Source organism: Burkholderia sp. BCC0419, from assembly GCF_902830285.1.
Lineage (GTDB): Bacteria > Pseudomonadota > Gammaproteobacteria > Burkholderiales > Burkholderiaceae > Burkholderia.
This window is the reverse complement of record NZ_CADESR010000001.1, coordinates 2090065-2109143: the sequence shown is the minus strand read 5'-3', so window position 1 is coordinate 2109143 and position 19079 is coordinate 2090065. Positions and strand designations below refer to the sequence as shown.

Sequence of the window (19079 nt, the reverse complement as noted above, 5' to 3'; positions counted from 1 at the left end):
GGATGGCGCGGGCAATGACGAAGCGACGGGCAACGCAGCCGGCGCGGCGTGTCGGCGCGATGCTCGCGCTGGCGGTTGCGGTGACGTGCGCGGCGGCCGGCATGGCCACGCGCGCGCACGCCGCGGGGGCGAGTGCAGCCGATGCGGTCGGTGCGGGATGCAGCGCGGCGTGGCCGCGCTGGGATACGTTCAAGCGCGATTTCATCTCGGCCGACGGCCGCGTGATCGACGTCGGTTCGGCCGATTCGCGCACGGTATCGGAGGGGCAGGCGTATGGACTTTTCTTCGCGCTGGTCGCGAACGACCGGCGCATGTTCGACACGATCCTCGCATGGACCGAGAACAACCTCGCGCAGGGCGACCTGAGCGCGCACCTGCCGGCGTGGCTGTGGGGCCGCGCACCGGACGGCGCGTGGCGCGTGCTCGACGCGAACCCGGCGTCGGACGCCGACCTGTGGATCGCGTATGCGCTCGTCGAAGCCGGGCGGCTGTGGCACGAGCGCAGCTATACGGCGCGCGGCGCGCTGCTCGCGAAGCGCGTGCTCGACGCCGAGACGGCGACCGTGCCGGGCCTCGGCCTCACGCTGCTGCCGGGGCCGACCGGGTTCAAGCTGGCCAACGGCCAATGGCGCGTGAATCCGAGCTATTCGCCGCCGCAGGTGATTCGCGCGCTCGGCGCGCGGCTGCCCGACGACCGGCGCTGGGCCGCGCTGGCATCCAGCACCGGGCGCGTGCTGCTCGACACCGCGCCGAAGGGCTTCTCGCCCGACTGGGCGCTGTATCGCGCGGGCAACGGTTTCGGGCCCGATCCGCAGACGCATGCGGAGAGCGCGTACAACGCGATCCGCGTGTACCTGTGGGCCGGCATGCTCGATCGCGCCGATCCGCTCGCCGCGCCGCTGCTCGCGAAGTTCGCGCCGTTTGCCGACCATATCGCCGCGCATGGCGCACCGCCGGAGCGGGTCGATACGACGACGGGCGTCGCGGGGCCGAACGACGGCAACGGCGGTTTCTCCGCGGCCGCCGTGCCGTTTCTCGACGCGCGCGGCCAGCACGCGCTCGCGGATGCACAGGCGGCCCGCGTCGATACGCTCGCGCGCCAGTCGGCGCCTGGCTACTACACGAGCGTGCTGACGCTGTTCGGCCTCGGCTGGCGCGATGGCCGCTACCGGTTCGGTGCGGACGGCACGCTCGACATCCGCTGGGGAGGCCGTTCGTGCGCCGCCCGCTGAAGTGCGCCGCGCCGCACGTCGCGGGATTCGCGTGGCTCGCGTCGTCGGTGTGCGCGGCGGCGCCGGGCGCTGTCTCGGGCGCGACGGTGGCGACCCCCGCGACACCGGCGACCTCGGCTGCCGCCGATGCACGGCGCGAGCTCGACACCGCGCGGATGTGGGGCATCAAGCATCGCGACGACCTCGCGCGCGATGCGCTGCGCAAGGGCCTGCTGATCGCGCCGGGCGATCCCGAGCTGCTGGCCGAACAGGTGCGTGTGCTGCTGCGGCTCGGCGACGCGAAAGGCGCGCAGGCGTCGCTGGCGCGGCTGCAGGCGCAGTCGCCGAATGCGCCGGCCACGCGGCGGGTGGCCGACGAATACCGCGTCGCGACGAGCGGGCGCGGCGAGATGGCGCAGATCCGGCTGCTCGCGCGCAGCGGCCGCGCCGACGAGGCAGCCCGGCGGATCGTCGCGCTGTTTCCGAACGGCGCACCGTCGGGCGCGCTCGGCGCCGAGTATTACCAGATCGTGTCGAATGCACCGGGCGGGCGCGAGCCGGCGATCGCCGCGCTGCGCCGAGCGGTCGCCGCCGATCCGCGGGACACGAGCGCGTCGGTCGCGCTCGCACGGTTGTTGAACCAGCGCGACGACACGCGGCCGGAAGCGAACCGGATCGCCTCGTCGCTCGTGAAGCGCGCCGACGCGGACCATACGGAAGCGATGGCGCTGTGGCGGCGCGTGCTGCAGTCGGCCGGCAGCGACCCCGCGTATCTCGATGCGCTGCACGCGTATCTCGCGCTCGCGCCGGACGACACCGAATTCCGCGATCGCGCGGCCGCCCTCGACCAGCAGCGCGACGCGCAGCGCCGGCTCGAACGCGATCCCGACTACATCGCGCAGCAGCGCGGGTTGCAGGCGCTCGCGCGCGGCGACCTGGCCGCCGCCGATCCGCTGCTCGCGCGCGCCGCGCGGGCGCGGGCGGACGACGCCGATGCGCTGGGTGGGCTCGGCCTGCTGCGCTTGCGCGAAGGGCGGCACGACGAAGCGCGCGCGCTGTTCGCGCGGGCCGCGACGCGGGCGACCGACCAGCGCGGCAAATGGCAGGGCCTCGCGCGTACCGCGCAGTTCTGGGGGCTGCTCGCCCAGGGCCGCGAAGCGGCCAGCGCCGGGCGCCCGCGGGATGCCGAGCGCGCCGCGCGGGCGGCGCTCGCGATGCAGCCGGACAACCCGGACGCGAAGCTGCAGCTTGCCGATGCGCTGCTCGCGCAGCGCGACTGGGCGCAGGCGGAGCCGTTGCTGCGCGGCTTGCTGGCCGCGCGTTCGCCGAGCCTGTCGGCCGTGCGCGACACGGCCACGCTGTATGAAAACACCGGCCGCGCGGACCGGATCGGCCCGCTGCTCGACGCGCTGCAAGGGCGCGTGACGGGCGCCGACGATCGCCGCGCGCTCGACGGCCTGCGCGGCGACGTGCTCGCGAACGAGGCGCGCGCGCTGGCCGACAAGGGCGCACGCGGGCCGGCCGCGCAACGCTACGAGGCGGCCGTGCGCGCGGCGCCCGACGCGCCGTGGACGCGCTTCGCGCTCGCGCGCCTTTATCGCGACATGGGGCTGCCGCAGCTCGGCCGCACCGTGATGGACGACGGGCTCGCGCGGAGCGATACGCCCGAGATGCGCTACGCGAGCGCGCTGTACCGCAACTCGGTCGACGATGTCGCGGGCGCGCAGGCCGCGCTGGCGCCGGTCGACGATGCGCACCAGTCGGACGGGATGCGGGCGCTCGCGCGCAAGCTCGATGCCGAAAGCGCGCTGGCCGACGCGCGAAGCGCGCAGGCACGCGGCGACCGCGCGGCCTTCGCCGCGACGCTCGCGCACGCGCAGGCGAGCGCGCCGGACGATCCCGACATGCTCGCCGCGATCGGCGCGCAATGGATCGACGCGGGCGAACCCGAGCGCGGCCTCGCGCCGCTGCGCGACTGGATCGCCGCGCATCCGCGCGAAGCCGACGCGGACGTGCGGCTGCGCTACGGCGATTTGCTCGGCCGCGCGGGGCGCGACGATGCGCTCGCCGCGTGGCTCGACACGCTGCGCCGCGACCCGTCGCTCTCGCCCGCGCAGACGGCGCGACTGGAGGACCAGTCGCTGCGGCTCGTGCTGCGGCAGACCGACGACGCGATCGCCCAACAGGACTATGCGCGGGCGCGCACGCTGCTCGAGCGCGCGAGCCCGGCCGGCCGCGCGGACAAGCGTTACGCGCTCGAACTCGCCGATCTCGAGCGCGCACAGGGTCATTACGACGCGGCGCGCGAGGCGCTCGCGCCGGTCGTCGCGCGCACGCCGGACGATGCCGATACGCAGCTCGCGCTCGCGCGGATCGACGAGGACAGCGGCAACCGCGCCGCCGCACGCGAGCGCGTGCAGGCCGTGCTGGCGCGCACGCCGGACGACGACGTCGACACGCAACTGTCCGCCGTGCGCCGCCTGAACGCGCTGCGCCGCCCGGACGAAGCCGCGCAGGTGACCGACCGGCTGCAGGCCGCGTATCCGGCACGCGCCGACGTGACGGTCGCGGCCGGGCGCGTGGCCGAGGCGCAGGGCCGCTATGACGATGCGGCGTCGCTGTACCGGCTGTCGCAGTCGCAGGAACGCGCGACGGGCGTGAGCCCGGGCCGCGACGGGCTCACGCCCGCGCAGGCCGCGTTCGCGGACCTCGCGCAGCGGCGCAATCCCGAGATCGAGACCGGCTGGATACCCGCGTACAAATCGGGCGACGAAGGCATCTCGTCGTATCGTGCGCAGCAGGTGCCGGTCTACATGCAGATGCCGATCCGCTACGACGGGCACGTGTTCGCGCAGATCGACACCGTGCACCTCGACCCGGGCACGCTCGATACGAGTAATCCGGATGCCTATTCACTGAAGACGTTCGGCACGTACGCGGCGCTCAAGGGCCAGACGAACCCGCAGGCCGCCGCACTGATCGCGAATCCGCCGGGCTCGCTGCACCAGTCGACGACGGGCGTCGCGCTCGGCGCCGGCTATCTGTCGGATGCGTGGCGCGTCGATCTCGGCACGTCGCCGCTCGGCTTCCCGGTGCATTACCTGGTCGGCGGCGTGCGCTATCGCTTCGACGCGGGCCCCGCGAGCTTCTCCGTGAATGCGTCGCGGCGGCCGGAAACGAGCAGCGTGCTGTCGTACGCGGGGATGCGCGACCCGTGGACCGGCGCGGTGTGGGGTGGCGTGCGCCGCGACGGCGTGAACCTGCGCGCGTCAGTCGACGTCGGCCGCACGAACCTGTTCGCGGAACTCGGCGCGGGCGTGCTGTCCGGCCGCAACGTCGAACGCAACGCGGAAGTCACGCTGCGCACCGGTTTCACGGTGCCCGTGTACGAGCGCGCGACGATGAAGGTCAGCACGGGGCTCGTCGGCAATGCGTGGCACTACGCGCAGAACCTGCGCTACTACACGTACGGGCAGGGCGGTTACTACAGCCCGCAGCGCTATCTGTCGCTCGGCGTGCCGATCGAATGGGCGGGGCGGCACGATGCACTGTCGTGGGATCTGACCGTCACGGGCGGGATCTCGAACAGCTACGAGAAGGATTCGCTGTATTACCCGACGTTCTCCGACCAGCGGGCCGCGCAGGTGGCGGCCGGGTTCGTGTACGCGGGCAGTTCGACGCGCGGCGTGTCGTTCTCGTACGGCGTGAACGGCATCGTCGAGTATCGCGTGAACCCGCACCTGAGCGTCGGCGCGCAGTTGCACATCGACCGGTCGCACGACTATGCGCCGAGTTCGGCGCTCGTGTACCTGCGCTATGCGTTCGACGCGCGCGCGCCGCGCAGCTGGCTCGTCACGCCGACGCCCGTGCGGCTTTATTCGGATTACTAGGGGACCGCCGTGAATACGGAATTCGATGCCGCCCGCCCAGCGCCCGGCGCCACCGGCCTGACCGACCGCCTGCGAGCGCTGCTGCGCGTGGCGCCGGCGGGTAGCCGCGCCGGCGCATTGAGCCGGCTCGCGATCGACGGCCTGCCCGATACCTGGACGCAACTGGAAGCCGGCGGCCTTTACGCGATCTACGCGGCCGGCGGCACGCCGGCCTGCGATGCGCTCGTGTGGGAAAGCGCGCGCCAGGCGCGCACGCGCGACGTCACGATCGTGCTGGCACGCGATCCGGCGCGCGTCGCCGCGCAGATGGAATCGCTTGGCTTCGCGGGCGGCGCGCAGCCGGCCGGCTGGCCACGCAACCTGAACGTGCTGGCGATGCCGCCGGCGGCCACGCCGGCCGATGACGGCGCCGACGCCGGCGTGGCCGGCAACGCGCCGCGCCACGCGGCGCCGGGCCCGTTCGCGCGGCTGACCGGCGGCTTGCGCGCGATGAAGCGCTACGGGCTGCATGCCCGTTCGCTGTATTTCGTCGAAGGCGCCCAGCGCTGGTTCAGCTGGGACGATCCGGTCGCGCTCGCGGATGAAGCGTACGCACTGGCCGACTGGTGTCGCACGCGCCGGATCGCGCTCGTGCTGCTGCTCGACCCCGAAGCAACCCGCGCGGGCGGCGACGCACGCGCCGACGATGCGCCGCTCGTGCGCGAGGCCAATCGCACGCCGCGCAGCGGCTTCCACGGGATCTGCTCGGGCGTCGCGCAGTTGCAGCGCACGCACGGCGAGCTGCTGTGGGTCGTCGATTTCTGGCGCGCGGGCGACACGCTCGCGGCCGGCGAGGTGCGGCCGCTGCGCTTCGCGCCGGACGGCCGGCTGTCGGCGAGCGTCGATGGCGGCGCGACCGAACCGGCGCACCGGATGAAGCTCGCGAGCGACGAGGATCGCGTGGTGGTCAGCCGCGCGGTGCTCGACGGCGCGAGCCGCGTGCCGGACGCCTGGGAGATCGTCGACGACAACGCGGCCGTCGTCGCCGCGTGCGCGCACGCGCAGGCCGCGACCGCGGTGCTCGTGTTCCGCTCGCATGCGCAGCTCGAAGCGCTGTGCGCGGACGTGCACGCGCTGCGCCGGCAGTGCGGCGGCGCGCTGAAGATCGCGGTCGTCGAACGCGGCGAGGTGCTGCGCCAGCAGTTCGAGGTGCTCGTGCTGAGCGTCGGCGCGAACCGGGTCGTCGCGCGCGACCTGCCCGTCTCGCGGATGCAGGCCGCCGTGCACGCGCTGCACGGCCAGCTCTACGCACGGCCCGTCGCGGCCGACTATCGCGCGGCGCTCGCGGCCGCGCTCGGCGATTCGGTGCTCGGCTATCTGCCGGTCGGCGCGTTCTGCCAGCGGATTCGCGCGGTGCTCGACCGCGGCGCGGTGCTTGCGCTGCCGCATACGCTCGCGAAGCTCACGCTGTTGCCGGGCGTGTCGCACGTCGACGCGCTGCGGCACTGCCGGCCGCGCCGCACGGGCGACATCGTGACAGCCGATGCGGGGCACCTGTTCATGTTCCTGTTCGCCTGCGAGCCGGTCGACGCCGACGACGCGCTCGCGCGGATCTTCGACGTGCCGGTCGATACGCTGTCCGATCGCGTCGTGTGCCTCGGGCAGGGCAGCATCGACACCGAGCTCGATGCGCTGAAGGCCGAGAACCGGCGCGCGCCGATCGCCGACTACAGCGACCTGTTCGCGGCGACGCAGCCGCCGGGCGCCGCGCGCACAGCGGCCGCTCCCACCGCTCCCGGCGAGGTGTTGCCCGATGCGGGCGAGGTGAGCGACGCGATCGATGCAATCGATACCGTCGTCGCGCTCGACGCGATCGGCGTGCCGCAGGCGTCCGCGCCCGCCGCAGTCGACGACGCCTCGGCGCCGGACCCCGTCATTCCCGCCGCGCGTGCGCGCGGCGCCGTCCGCAGCGCGATGCCGCTGCGCAAGCAGGAGGACGCATGATCGCCGAACTCGTCATCGGCTTCATCGTCGGTATCGCGATTGCGGTGCCGGTGTGGATCGTCGCGCAGCACCTCGGCATCGGCCGCGGCTTCCACGCGCCGCGCGGCATCGACCGGCGCGACGCGGTGCCGTGCGAACTCGTGCCGGTCGCGCTGCGCGGCCGCCTGCTGCCGGGCGTCGGCGACGACGAAGGCGACGAAGGCGACAAACGCGGCAAGCGCGACAGCAAGGCGGCACGATGAAGACGATCGCCCTCACGTCGACGACAGGCGGCGCGGGCCGCACGACGCTTGCCGCCGCGCTCGCGGTGCTGCTTGCGCGTCGCGGCCGGCCGGTCGTCGCCGTCGAATTCGATGCACAGAACCTGATGGGTGCGACGCTCGGCCTCGATACGCTGGCCGAACACGGTCTTGCGCACGGCCTGCTGGGCGGCGCCGAACCGTGGCATGCGCACACGTGGCGCAACGCCGACGGCGTGCTGTTCGTGCCGTACGGGCAGGTCGATGCGGCCGGGGCCGCCGCGTGCGATGCGCGGCTCGTGGCCGATCCGGCCTGGCTGTCGCGCGCGCTCGACGAGATCGCGCTGCCGGCCGACGGCGTCGTGCTGGTCGACACCCCTCGCTATCCGTCGCCGCAGGCCGGGCAGGCGACCGGTTGCGCGGACCTGACGCTCGTCGTCGTGCCGCCGGAGCCGGTCGCCTGCGCGACGACGGCCGCGCGGCTCGGCGCGCTGCGGGCCGGCGGCGGCGAACTGCAGATCGTCGTGAACCGGCTGAACCCGGCGCGCGACATGCAGCGCGACGCGCTGGCGATGCTGCGCGCGGTCGCGGGCCCGGCGTCGATGCTCGAGCAGCGCATCCACGTCGACGCGGCGGTGCCCGAAGCGCTTGCGCGGGGCAGCTGGATCTTCGACGATGCGCCGTATTCGCAGGCGTCGCACGACCTGAACGGCGTCGCGAACTGGGTCGATGCGTGGCTCACGGCGGCCGTCGCGGGTCGTACCGGAGCGGCGCGGTGAAGGCCGCGTTCGCGTCGCGACTGCGCGCGTTCGGCCGCCGGGCGGCCGACTGGTGCGCACGCGGCATCGGGCTGCCGGCAGAACGCACGCGGGTGGACTGGCTCGTGCGGCTGTTCTTCCACGCACCGCCGCCCGGCCGGCCCGATCACGTGCGCCGCTGGGTGCGCGTCGCGTTCCTGCGGCTCGCGCACGACTGGGGCGTGCTGCAGCCGCTCAGCGTGCGCGAATGGCTGTGGCGCGCGATCGTGCGCGCACCGCGCGCGGCCGACGGCCGGCCCGCGCGCGATCCGCTCGCGTGGTTCGACACGTTCGTGGTGCCCGTCTACGTGGCCGGGCGCGCGGTCGGCCGGCGCATCAACGCGATGCTCGAGCGTCTGCCGTGGGCGCGCTGGGGCGGCTGGCTCGATGCGCGCGCGAACGGCGTCGGCCGGCGCCGCTGGCTCGCGCCGCTGCTGCTCGTGGCCGGCGCGGTGCTGTGGGCCGCGGCCGGGATGTCGCCGCTGATGCCCGGTGCGCAGTTCGCGTTCTTCGCGATCGTCGCGGTGCTGGCGCTCGCGCTGCGCCGCCTGCCGGGCCATCTGCCGACGCTCGCGCTCGCATCGCTCGCGCTGCTCGCCACCGTCCGCTACGTGTGGTGGCGCACGACCCAGACGCTCGACTTCCGCAGCCCGGTCGAAGCCGTCGCCGGCTATCTGCTGTATGGCGCCGAAGCCTATACGTGGATGATCCTGCTGCTCGGCTTCGTGCAGACCGCGTGGCCGCTCGACCGGCCGATCGTGCCGCTGCCCGACGATCCGGACACCTGGCCGACCGTCGACGTCTATATCCCGACCTACAACGAGCCGCTGTCGGTCGTGAAGCCGACCGTGTTCGCCGCGCAGAGCATCGACTGGCCGAGCGCGAAGCTGCGCGTGTACCTGCTCGACGACGGCCGGCGCCCCGAATTCGCGGCATTCGCGGCCGAGGCCGGCATCGACTACCTGACGCGCGACGACAACCGCCACGCGAAGGCCGGCAACATCAACCGTGCATTGCCGAAGACGCACGGCGAGTACATCGCGATCTTCGACTGCGATCACGTGCCGACGCGCTCGTTCCTGCAGACGACGATGGGCGTGTTCCTGCGCGACCCGAAGTGCGCGCTGGTGCAGACGCCGCACCATTTCTTCTCGCCCGATCCGTTCGAGCGCAACCTCGGCACGTTCCGCGAGATCCCGAACGAGGGCAACCTGTTCTACGGCCTCGTGCAGTCGGGCAACGACCTGTGGAACGCGACGTTCTTCTGCGGCTCGTGCGCGGTGCTCAAGCGCAGCGCGCTGGAGGAGGTCGGCGGCGTCGCGGTCGAGACCGTGACCGAGGATGCGCATACGGCGCTCAAGCTGCATCGGCGCGGCTATACGTCGGCGTACCTGCCGACCGTGCAGGCGGCCGGCCTCGCGACCGAAAGCCTTGCCGGCCACGTGAAGCAGCGCACGCGCTGGGCGCGCGGGATGGCGCAGATCTTCCGCATCGACAATCCGTTCCTCGGGCGCGGGCTCGGTTTCATCCAGCGGATCTGCTACGGCAACGCGATGCTGCATTTCTTCTACGGGATTCCGCGGCTGGTGTTCCTGACGATCCCGCTCGCGTACCTGTTCTTCCACCTGTACTTCATCAACGCATCGTCGCTCGCGCTCGCGAGCTACGTGATCCCGTATCTCGTGCTCGCGAACATCGCGAACTCGCGGATGCAGGGGCGTTACCGTCATTCGTTCTGGGCCGAGGTCTACGAATCGGTGCTCGCGTGGTACATCGCATTGCCGACCACCGTCGCGTTCTTCAGCCCGAAGCATGGCAAGTTCAACGTGACCGACAAGGGCGGCAAGATCGACGAAGGCTACGTCGACTGGTTGACGTCGAAGCCGTATCTCGTGCTGTTCGCGCTGAACGTGCTCGCGATCGTCGCTGGCCTGTGGCGGCTCGTGGCCGACCAGGGCGACGAGGCGTCGACGATCCTGATCACGCTCGGCTGGACCGTGTACAACCTCGCGATGCTCGGCGCGGCGCTGGCCGTCGCGCGCGAGACGAAGCAGGTGCGCGTCACGCACCGGATCGCGATGCGCGTGCCGGCGATGCTGCTGCTCGCCGACGGCTCGACCGCCGCGTGCTTCACGAGCGACTACTCGACCGGCGGCCTCGGCCTCGAAGCGGTGCCGGGGCTGCCGCTCGCGGTCGGCGATACGCTGACGGTGTGCGTGACGCGCGGCGACCGCGCGTTTCCGTTCCCGGTGCGCGTGACCCGTGCGACGCCGACCCATGTCGGCGTGAGCTTCGAGGAACTGACGCTCGAGCAGGAACGCCAGCTCGTGCAATGCACGTTCGGCCGCGCGGATGCGTGGCTCGACTGGCACGAAGGCGCGCGGCCCGACACGCCGCTCGGCGGGCTCAAGGAAGTGCTGCGGATCGGGCTGGACGGTTACGTACGAATGTGGAAGGGTGCGGCGCGCGGCTTGCAGGCCATGCTCGCGCCGAAACTCGATCGCGCGCGCGACTGACGCGGCGCGCATCATGGAGTGGGTTAGATGACGTTCTGGAATCTGTATTTCATCCTGAAGTTCGCGCTGTTCGCGACCGGGCACCTGCAGCCGTTCTGGCTCGCGAACCTCGCGTTCGCGGTGGCGCTCGCGGCGAGCGCGCCGATCCGGGCGCGCGCGTGGCGCATCGTCCGGCAGGTCGTGGCGATCGCGATCGCGGTGCCGCTGCTCGCGCGCGAGCTGCATGCGCCGCCGCTCGCCCGTCTCGCGGAGGCCGCGCGCGAAGTCAGCACGTTCCGTCTCGACTACTGGATGGAGCTGCTGCCGCGCCTGTTGCCGCCCGTGCTGGCGCTGACGATCGTCGGCGTGCTGATCGTCTATTTCATCGTCAATCGCTGGCTGCGCGTCGCGACGTTCGTGTTGGCCGTGCTGGTCGTGATGCCGCTGTGGCAGGCCGGCAGCGGGCTGATGGCGCGCGTCGTCGCGCCGGCCCAGCCGCAGGCGAACGCGGCGGGGGCCACGCGCGTCGACCAGCCGGAGGACCACAACGCGGCGCTCGCGACGTTCCGCGCGCAGGAGTCGCAGCGGCAGGTCGCGTTCGGCCATCTCGGCAGCGATCCGGCCGCGCAGTTCGACGTGATCGTGCTGCACATCTGCTCGCTGTCGTGGGACGACCTCGATGCGGCGAAGGTGCGCAACCATCCGATGCTGAGCCACTTCGACTACCTGTTCACGAACTTCAGCACGGCCGCGAGCTACAGCGGCCCGGCGGCGATCCGCGTGCTGCGCGCGAGCTGCGGGCAGGAAGCGCATGCGGACCTGTACAAGCCCGCGCCGCAGCAGTGCCACCTGTTCTCGCAACTGGCGGGCGCCGGCTACACGGTGCAGTCGCTGCTGAACCACGACGGCCATTTCGACAACTTCCTGCAGGTGATCCACGACAACATCGGCGTGGCCGATGCGCCGATGATCTCGAACGCGGCCGCGCCGGTCGCGATGCACGCGTTCGACGGTTCGGCGATCAAGGACGACTACTCGACGCTCGCGAACTGGTACGCGCAGCGCGCGGCGGTGCCGGGGCCGGTCGCGCTGTACTACAACACGATCAGCCTGCACGACGGCAACCGCGTCGTCGGCAGCGCGCTGACGAGCATCGACTCGTATCCGCAGCGCGCGACGAAGCTGATGACCGACTTCGACCGTCTCGCCGACCTGATCGCGCAATCGGGCCGCCGCGCGGTGATCGTGTTCGTGCCCGAGCACGGCGCCGCGTTGCGCGGCGACAAGAACCAGGTCGCGGGGCTGCGCGAGATTCCGACGCCGCGCATCGTGCACGGGCCGGTCGGCGTGCGGCTCGTCGGCTTCGCCGGCAATCACGGCGCGACGACCGTGATCGAGCAGCCGACCAGCTTCCTCGCGCTCGCGCAACTGCTGTCGAACCTCGTGTCGAACAGCCCGTTCAAGCCGGGCGCGACGCTCGCGCAATATGCGGCCGATTTGCCGCGCACGCGAATGATCGGCGAGAACGAGGGCACGGTGACGATGCAGACGGCCGCGGGTTACGCGGTGAAAACTCCGGATGGCGTATGGATCGACGAACAGTAACGATGGCCGGCGAAGGCGACGACGATCGCCTGTCGCAACCGAACGACGTGATCGGCCTCGCGCGGCATCTGCCCGCGCTCGATCCCGAACGCTATGTCGACGAACAGGCGCGCCGCGCGTTCGACGCGTCGCTCGATCGCTGGCCGGTGCTCGCGAAGCTGATGGGATTGAAGGCCTGAAGGAACGGCGGCCGGCTGGATGCCGGGTTTTAATCGGGCATGATTGACACGAAACTAGACCGGTCTATATCATTTGGCGCAGTCCACCGGGCATACGCTTCAGGCGATTCCGACTATTCCGTTGAATAGCGCCGCGAGCGGGGCGTATGTTTATTCGGTAAATGGGCGATAAAAATCGAATAATGGAGGGTTTATGCGTTCGGCAAGCGCTTTTCTCGTGGGGCTGACGGTTTTGCTGGTTTCCGGCTGCGCGGGCATCGCCGGCAGCACCAACATGCTGACCGACGACAAGATCAAGTCCAGTACCGCCGGCACGCTGGGGTATTCGCCCGATGAGCTCGTCATTGTCAACCGCCGCACCGAAGGGACGAATACCTACGTCAACCTGAAGGCCAGGGACGGCAAGGAGTTTGCGTGCACGATCAATGGCGGCAATCTGCTGTCTTTCGGCATGACGAACCCGCCGGTTTGCAACCGGAAAGGGCAGCCGCGCCAGGGCGGCCCGTTCTCTTGAATGTAAAGGTCGGGCGGTCTGCCCTCTGACCGGCGCCGGCGCCCGGGCCGGACGGTCCAGGGTCGCGGCTGCCGGCGGCGGACACCGTATGGATTCGTTGGGTACTGATCGTGTGTCGGTGGGGGCTGCCATGTCGTATCAAATTCGGATCGCGTGTCGAACGGTTGGGGTGTGCGCGGCCGTGGTCGCTGCCCTGTCAGGGTGTGCGGGGATGTTGAGCGGATCGCCCGGTCCGCAGCCGGAACGCGTTGCGGCGCAGAAGGAAGAAGGCGCCCGCTACACCCAAACGCTGGCGTCGTTCATCGCCCTGGTGTCGAACACCCCGTCCTCCACGCCCGACAGTCGCGCCAGAATCCTCGAGGCTTACCAGCGTGTCCTGTATCAATACTCGGTGGCCGCCGTGAGCTGGGTGCGGCTCGTCCATCCGACGCTGCAGCCGCTGCCGCCGTCCCTGCAGCCGCTTCCCGCGCCGACGGGGATGCCTGCGACGGCCGATGTCGATCGCGGCTATGAACACGCGCTCGAGATGCGCGTGGCGATGTGGGATATCGGCGCGGCGGCGATCTGGGGGAACACCTCGAAGATGTCGATCCCCCGATACCGTGGCTCCGCGCCTGCCGTACCGGTTGCGCCGCCGCTGCCGCCATTCCAGGACGCGCGAGATCCCCGCTATGCGAGGCTGGTTGCGCTGACGAAGCAGGCGGACGACGCGCAGCGTGCGTCGTTCGAGCAACAGCGGCAGATCGAGGCCAAACAGTTGGCCAACGCGCTTGCCGTGGCGAGGGCCGTGCCGTATTCGGCGCCGCAACCGCAAGCCGGCCCTCAGCAGGAACAGCGCTGGTGTACGCAGTCGGGTGGTGGGGTCGTGGGCCGCGTGCCGTGCTGAGCCCGCATCGGCGGGCGGCCGCGGCCGCCCGTTGCGCTTTGCGTTACGCCTTGCGCTCCGGCTGGCGCGTCCATTCGTCTTCTTCGCCCGGCACCTTGCCGAACGTCTGATCGGCCCACGCGGCGCGCGCCGCGTCGATCTTCGCGCGTTCGCTCGACACGAAATTCCATTCGATGAACCGCTCGCCCGGCAGGTGTGCGCCGCCGAGCAGCATCACGCGTGCGCCGTGCGCGCTCGCGAGTGCGGCGGTCGCGCCCGGTTCGAGCACGGCCATCGTCGCGGGCGCGAGCGGCGTGCCGTCGACGGTGAGGTCGCCGTCGACGAGATACACGCCGCGTTCGTCGTGCTCCGCATCGAGCGCGAGCTGCCCGCCCGACGCGAATTCCCCATACGCATAGAGCGTCGGCGAGAACACGGCGACCGGCGACGCGAGCCCGAACGCGGTGCCCGCGATCACGCGCACGGTCACGCCGTCGCGCGTGAACGACGGCAGCGTATCGGCCGCGTGATGAACGAACGCGGGCGCGGTGTCCTCATGCTCGACCGGCAGCGCGACCCAGGTCTGGATCCCGTGCACCGGCTGCTCGCGCGGCCGATCCTCGTCGGGCGAGCGCTCCGAATGCACGATGCCGCGGCCGGCCGTCATCCAGTTCACGTCGCCCGGCACGATCTTCTGCCGGAAGCCGAGGCTGTCGTGATGCATCAGCGTGCCGTCGAACAGGTAGGTAACGGTCGCGAGGCCGATGTGCGGATGCGGCAGCACGTCGATGCCGCGGCCGGCCGGCAGCACGGCCGGCCCCATCTCGTCGAAGAAGATGAACGGGCCGACGAGGCGCGCGGCGCGCGCGGGCAGCACGCGACGCACGACGAGGTTGCCGATGTCGCTTTCGCGCGGCGTGAGCAGGGTCTTGATCGAGGCGGACATGACGGGAATCTCGTGACGGTGGCGGGGGCGATGGCGGGACGCGCTCAGGCGATCGCCGTGTCGATCGCGATCGGATGCGTGAGGATCTTGTGCACCGGGCAGGCATTCGCGATCTGCAGCAGGCGTTCGCGCTGCTCGTCGGTCAGGTCGCCGTCGAGCGTGATGCGGCGCACGATCGTGCTGCCCGCGCTGCCCGATTCGTGCGCGAGCTTCACGTGCACTTCGTCGAGCGGCCAGCCTTTTCGTTGCGCATACATCTTCAGCGTGATCGCGGTGCACGCGCCGAGACTCGACAGCAGCAGCGCGACGGGCGTCGGAGCCGCATCGCCGCCGCCGAGCGACGCGGGTTCGTCGGCGCGCCACTGGTGGACGCCATCGCTGAAGTGGACGAGGTAATCGACCGGGCCGATGCTCGCTTCGACGGTGAGTTCGCTCATTGAAATTCCAGATGGGAAAGGGGGCGGGCAGGGCCGGGCAGGCCGGGCATTATGGTTCGAGCAGGCGCTGCAGCCGCAGCTCCTCGAAATCGAGTTCCGATTCTATGCGGTGCAGCACCGCGTCGTCGACCCGGCCGTCGCGATGCAGGTCGAGCAGCGCGTCGCGCGACACGCCGACCAGCTCGAGCTCGACGCGCAGCATCCGCGCGCGCACGTCCGCGGGCGCCGCGCCGTCGCGGTGCGCGCGTTCGTTGAATGCGACGCGGCTCCGGTATTCGGTCAGCAGCCGGTCGAGCGATGCACGTTCGAGGCCGGCGCCGCGCTGCTCGCGCGCATCGAGTTCGGCGAGCGCCGCGCCGAACGTGTGCGCACGCACCGCGTGCTCGGACATCGTGCGGCGCGCGGCCGGGCGCAGCTTCAGCACGCGGATCAGCGGCGCGAGCGTGCCGCCCTGCACGACGAGCGTCGCGATGATCAGCAGGAACGTGCTGAACAGGATCAGGTCGCGGCCGGGGAAGTTGGCAGGCAGCGCGATCGCGGCCGCGAGGCTCACGACGCCGCGCATGCCCGACCAGCCGAGCACGACGGCCTCGCGCCACGACCACGGCGCGTGGCCCGCGCGCCGCGCGCGCAGGTGGCCCGGCAGCCACATCGCGACGAACACCCACACCACGCGCGCGCCGATCGCGGCGGCCGTCGCCGGCAGCGCGACCCGCAGGCCGGCCATCAGCACCGCGCCTTCGTGGTTCACGCCGGCGAGGATCGCGTGCAGCGCGAGGCCGATCAGGATGAACACGAGCGCGTCGAGCACGAACACGATCGCTTCCCACGTCGCCTTCGCCTTGATCCGCATGTCGGCGTCGAACACGCGATGCTGGCGCACGCCGAGCACGAGTCCGCAGGTGACGACCGACAGCACGCCGGAGCCGCCGACGGCTTCCGCGATCCCGTAGCTGCCCCATGTCATCGCGAACGTCACGACGATGCCGAGCATCGGCTCGCGCAGGCGCTGCAGCACCCAGCACATCGCATGGCCGCACGCGAGGCCGACCGCGATGCCGATCAGCGTGAGCGAGAAGAACAGGCCGGTCGCGCTCGCCGCCGTGATCGACACGGCGAGCGCGGCCGACACGGCCATCTGGTACAGCAGCAGGCCCGACGCATCGTTGACGAGGCTTTCGCCTTCGAGCACCGCGACGAGCCGCGCGGGCAGCGGGTGGCGCTGCAGGATCGCCTTCGCGGCGACCGCGTCGGGCGGCGACACGATCGCGCCGAGCGTGAAGCACGCGGCCCACGGCAGCGCGGGATTCGCCGCATGCACGGCGAGCGCGACCGCGACGGTCGTGAACGCCACGGCCCCGAGCGCGAGCGATGCGATCGATGCGAGCTCCTGCCGGAATTCCTTCCAGGCGGTGTAGAAGCCGCTCGACATCAGGAGCGGCGGCAGCACGGCCGCGAGCAGCAGCGCCGGGTCCATGTCGGGCACGCGCTTGCCGGCGACGGCGACCACGCAGCCGCCGAGCAGCAGCACGACGGCCGGCGGAATCGAGACGCGCTCGGCGAGCCACGTGAGGGCGCCCGCGCCGCAGATCAACAGCAGCAGGTAATGGAACAGCTCGACGTTGGTCATGCGCGGCCGGCGGCGATGGGGTGGATTACGAAGGCTTGCGGTCGTTCGCGGCGCCGCCCGGCAGCGCGCCGAACATGTGCTGGCTGCACTGCGCGTCGCGCCATGCGGTGTTCAGCCGATGGCCGGACAGCATGCGGCGCGCGACGGGCAGGATCTGTTCGCCGGCCAGCATGCCGAGCAGGCCGGTGAGCGCGATGATCGGCGGCGCGGGCGAGTTCACGCCGATCGCGCCGTAGATGACGCCGGCGAGGACGCCGGCGAGCAGCGAGAAGACATACGGTTTCATGGGGTGCGCCTCGTGATGGCCGAGCGGCACCGGAACGGCGCCGTCAGAGTCTTGAAAGCGTAGCGGGTTTGCGTGAAGAAAAAAAGAGCGGGGCGCCCCGAACGGGCATCCATTCAGGAATCGGATCGATTCCGTTTCTTGGGTGTTCGCGCCGCGCGTTTGCGGCTTAAATGTTTCGGCCCGGATGATGACGATCCGGCGCCGACGCATTCCCGGCTCCTCCCGTTTTCACGGTCGAGGCAGGCTTCCCTTTTCCCGTTCACAGGATCCATCCGCCATGAGCAACCCGAAACTTGAAGTACTGACGCCGCAGAACAGCCAGCTGATCTTCATCGACCAGCAGCCGCAGATGGCGTTCGGCGTGCAGTCGATCGATCGCCAGGCGCTGAAGAACAACGTCGTCGGGCTCGCGAAGGCCGCGAAGGTCTTCAACATCCCGACCACGATCACGACGGTCGAAAGCGACAGCTTCTCGGGCCACACCTATCCCGAGCTGCTCGACGTATTCCCGAACCAGAAGACGCTCGAGCGCACGTCGATGAATTCGTGGGACGACCAGAAGGTGCGCGACGCGCTCGCCGCGAACGGCCGCAAGAAGGTGGTCGTGTCGGGTCTGTGGACCGAAGTCTGCAATACGACGTTCGCGCTGTGCGCGATGCTCGAAGGCGACTACGAGATCTACATGGTCGCCGACGCATCGGGCGGCACGTCGCAGGCCGCGCACGATTTCGCGATGCAGCGCATGGTGCAGGCCGGCGTGGTGCCGGTCACGTGGCAGCAGGTGCTGCTCGAATGGCAGCGCGACTGGGCGCGCCGCGACTCGTACGACGCTGTGATGGCGATCGCGAAGGAGCATTCGGGCGCATACGGGATGGGCGTCGACTACGCGTACACGATGGTCCACAAGGCACCGCAGCGCACCGCGACGCCGCACGAGTCGATTCCGGCCGTACCGGCGAAGTAACGGGCCGCCGGCCGCGATCGTCGCGCTGGATGCGGCGATCGCCTGCCATCGGCCGTCGCGCGTTCAGGCGACGGGCAGCGCCCACGGCGCGTGCGCGAAGTGTTCCGCGAGGAAGTCGAGCAGCACCGTCACGCGCGCGGCGCGCAGCATGCCGGGCGGCGTGACGAGGTTCACGTTGATGTCCGCGATCTTCCAGTCGCTCATCACTTCCTCGAGCTCGCCGCGCTGCATCGCGTCCCACACGAGGAACTCGGGCTGCAGCGCCAGGCCGTGACCGCCGACGAGCGCGGGGAGGATCACGTCCGCGTTGTTGGTGCGGATACGCCCGTGGACGGACACGCCGACTTCGTCGCCCGATGCCGGATGATGGAAGCGCCAGTGCTCGGGCGTCGGCAGGTTCGTGTACGTGAGGCACACGTGCTGTTCGATGTCGCGCGGATGCGTGGGGCGGCCGCGCCGGTCGAGATACGCGGGCGACGCGACGAGCGGCCGGCGCACCGCGCAGAGACGGCGCGAGCGCAGCGTCGAATCGCTCAGCTCGGCGATGCGGATCGCGACGTCGAAGCCACCCGACACGATGTCGACGATGTGATCGGTGAGCACGAGATCGATGTCGACGCGCGGATAGCGCTCGAGAAACGCGGGCAGCACCGGCGACAGATGGTGCACCCCGAACGACATCGGCGCATTCACGCGCACGAGGCCGTGCGGTTCGAGCGCCTGCGCAGTCGCTTCGTTTTCGATCAGCTCCGCATCGGCGAGCAGGCGGATCGCGCGGTCGCGCAGCAGTTCACCGGTCGGCGTGAGCGACAGCTTGCGCGACGTGCGGTACAGCAGCATCGCGCCGAGGCGCTTTTCGAGGCGTGCGATCGCTTTCGACACGGTGGGTTGCGATACGCCGAGCAGGTCGGCGGCTTTCGCGAACGAACCCGTCTCCGCGACGCGCGCAAAGATGGCCCAGGCTTCGAGATCAGGAAGGTGTTGCATGGTCGGAACGGATGGCAGGGAAGCGAAACGGATGCGGGGGCAGCGCAGCAT

Annotated in this window: 16 protein-coding genes; 11 read left to right on the top strand and 5 right to left on the bottom strand. The window is 71.0% G+C overall.

Translation table 11 applies throughout. The features are described 5' to 3' along the window. Positions 1-2 precede the first annotated feature (2 nt). From bcsZ to HWW87_RS09360, 10 genes are all read left to right on the top strand, one after another. Complete coding sequence (bcsZ, locus tag HWW87_RS37095) at positions 3-1232, top strand: cellulose synthase complex periplasmic endoglucanase BcsZ (protein ID WP_244107160.1); 1230 nt, start codon at positions 3-5, stop codon at positions 1230-1232. Further along, positions 1217-5101 (top strand): cellulose synthase subunit BcsC-related outer membrane protein, encoded by a 3885-nt coding sequence (locus HWW87_RS09400; RefSeq protein WP_175820065.1) that lies wholly within the window; start codon positions 1217-1219, stop codon positions 5099-5101. Before bcsZ ends, HWW87_RS09400 begins: the two co-directional genes overlap by 16 nt. A 9-nt stretch (positions 5102-5110) precedes the next feature. Then, the gene (bcsE, locus tag HWW87_RS09395; protein ID WP_175820064.1) at positions 5111-7084 is read left to right on the top strand and encodes a cellulose biosynthesis protein BcsE; all 1974 of its coding nucleotides are present in this window, start codon (positions 5111-5113) and stop codon (positions 7082-7084) included. Next, entirely contained in the window at positions 7081-7326 is a 246-nt protein-coding gene (locus HWW87_RS09390) for a hypothetical protein (protein WP_175820063.1), read from the top strand. The genes bcsE and HWW87_RS09390 overlap by 4 nt, the downstream gene beginning before the upstream one ends. Further along, entirely contained in the window at positions 7323-8102 is a 780-nt protein-coding gene (gene bcsQ, locus HWW87_RS09385) for a cellulose biosynthesis protein BcsQ (protein WP_175820062.1), read from the top strand. Before HWW87_RS09390 ends, bcsQ begins: the two co-directional genes overlap by 4 nt. Then, positions 8099-10636, top strand: coding sequence for a UDP-forming cellulose synthase catalytic subunit (bcsA, locus tag HWW87_RS09380; RefSeq protein ID WP_175820061.1), 2538 nt, complete (start codon positions 8099-8101; stop codon positions 10634-10636). The genes bcsQ and bcsA overlap by 4 nt, the downstream gene beginning before the upstream one ends. A gap of 27 nt (positions 10637-10663) precedes the next feature. Then, positions 10664-12220, top strand: coding sequence for a cellulose biosynthesis protein BcsG (gene bcsG / locus HWW87_RS09375; protein WP_175820060.1), 1557 nt, complete (start codon positions 10664-10666; stop codon positions 12218-12220). Continuing rightward, positions 12202-12399 (top strand): hypothetical protein, encoded by a 198-nt coding sequence (locus tag HWW87_RS09370; protein ID WP_175820059.1) that lies wholly within the window; start codon positions 12202-12204, stop codon positions 12397-12399. The genes bcsG and HWW87_RS09370 overlap by 19 nt, the downstream gene beginning before the upstream one ends. A gap of 193 nt (positions 12400-12592) precedes the next feature. After that, the gene (locus HWW87_RS09365; protein ID WP_124477481.1) at positions 12593-12913 is read left to right on the top strand and encodes a hypothetical protein; all 321 of its coding nucleotides are present in this window, start codon (positions 12593-12595) and stop codon (positions 12911-12913) included. Positions 12914-13124: 211 nt separating this feature from the next. Beyond that, positions 13125-13799: a hypothetical protein gene (locus tag HWW87_RS09360; protein ID WP_244107159.1), complete on the top strand. Its 675-nt coding sequence runs from the start codon at positions 13125-13127 to the stop codon at positions 13797-13799. Between the two features lie 43 nt (positions 13800-13842). On the opposite strand, the gene HWW87_RS09355 is transcribed toward HWW87_RS09360, so the two are convergent. From HWW87_RS09355 to HWW87_RS09340, 4 genes are read right to left on the bottom strand one after another with little or no spacing between them, the layout of a single operon-like run. Further along, positions 13843-14724, bottom strand: a complete 882-nt coding sequence (locus tag HWW87_RS09355; protein WP_175820058.1) for a pirin family protein — start codon at positions 14722-14724, stop codon at positions 13843-13845. 44 nt (positions 14725-14768) lie between these two features. Continuing rightward, on the bottom strand, positions 14769-15161 hold the full coding sequence (locus HWW87_RS09350; protein WP_174386506.1) for an OsmC family protein: 393 nt from the start codon (positions 15159-15161) through the stop codon (positions 14769-14771). A 49-nt stretch (positions 15162-15210) separates the two neighbouring features. Then, positions 15211-16791 carry a sodium:proton antiporter gene (locus HWW87_RS09345; RefSeq protein ID WP_175820057.1) on the bottom strand — a complete coding sequence of 527 codons (1581 nt, stop codon included), beginning with the start codon at positions 16789-16791 and terminating at the stop codon, positions 15211-15213. Between the two features lie 25 nt (positions 16792-16816). Beyond that, complete coding sequence (locus HWW87_RS09340; RefSeq protein ID WP_175820700.1) at positions 16817-17077, bottom strand: XapX domain-containing protein; 261 nt, start codon at positions 17075-17077, stop codon at positions 16817-16819. A gap of 277 nt (positions 17078-17354) precedes the next feature. Between HWW87_RS09340 and HWW87_RS09335 the strand changes: the two genes are divergently transcribed. Continuing rightward, complete coding sequence (locus HWW87_RS09335; protein ID WP_175820056.1) at positions 17355-18041, top strand: hydrolase; 687 nt, start codon at positions 17355-17357, stop codon at positions 18039-18041. 63 nt (positions 18042-18104) lie between these two features. Here HWW87_RS09335 and HWW87_RS09330 read toward each other — a convergent pair whose 3' ends face one another. After that, the gene (locus HWW87_RS09330) at positions 18105-19028 is read right to left on the bottom strand and encodes a LysR family transcriptional regulator (RefSeq protein ID WP_175820055.1); all 924 of its coding nucleotides are present in this window, start codon (positions 19026-19028) and stop codon (positions 18105-18107) included. Between the last annotated feature and the right edge of the window lie 51 nt (positions 19029-19079).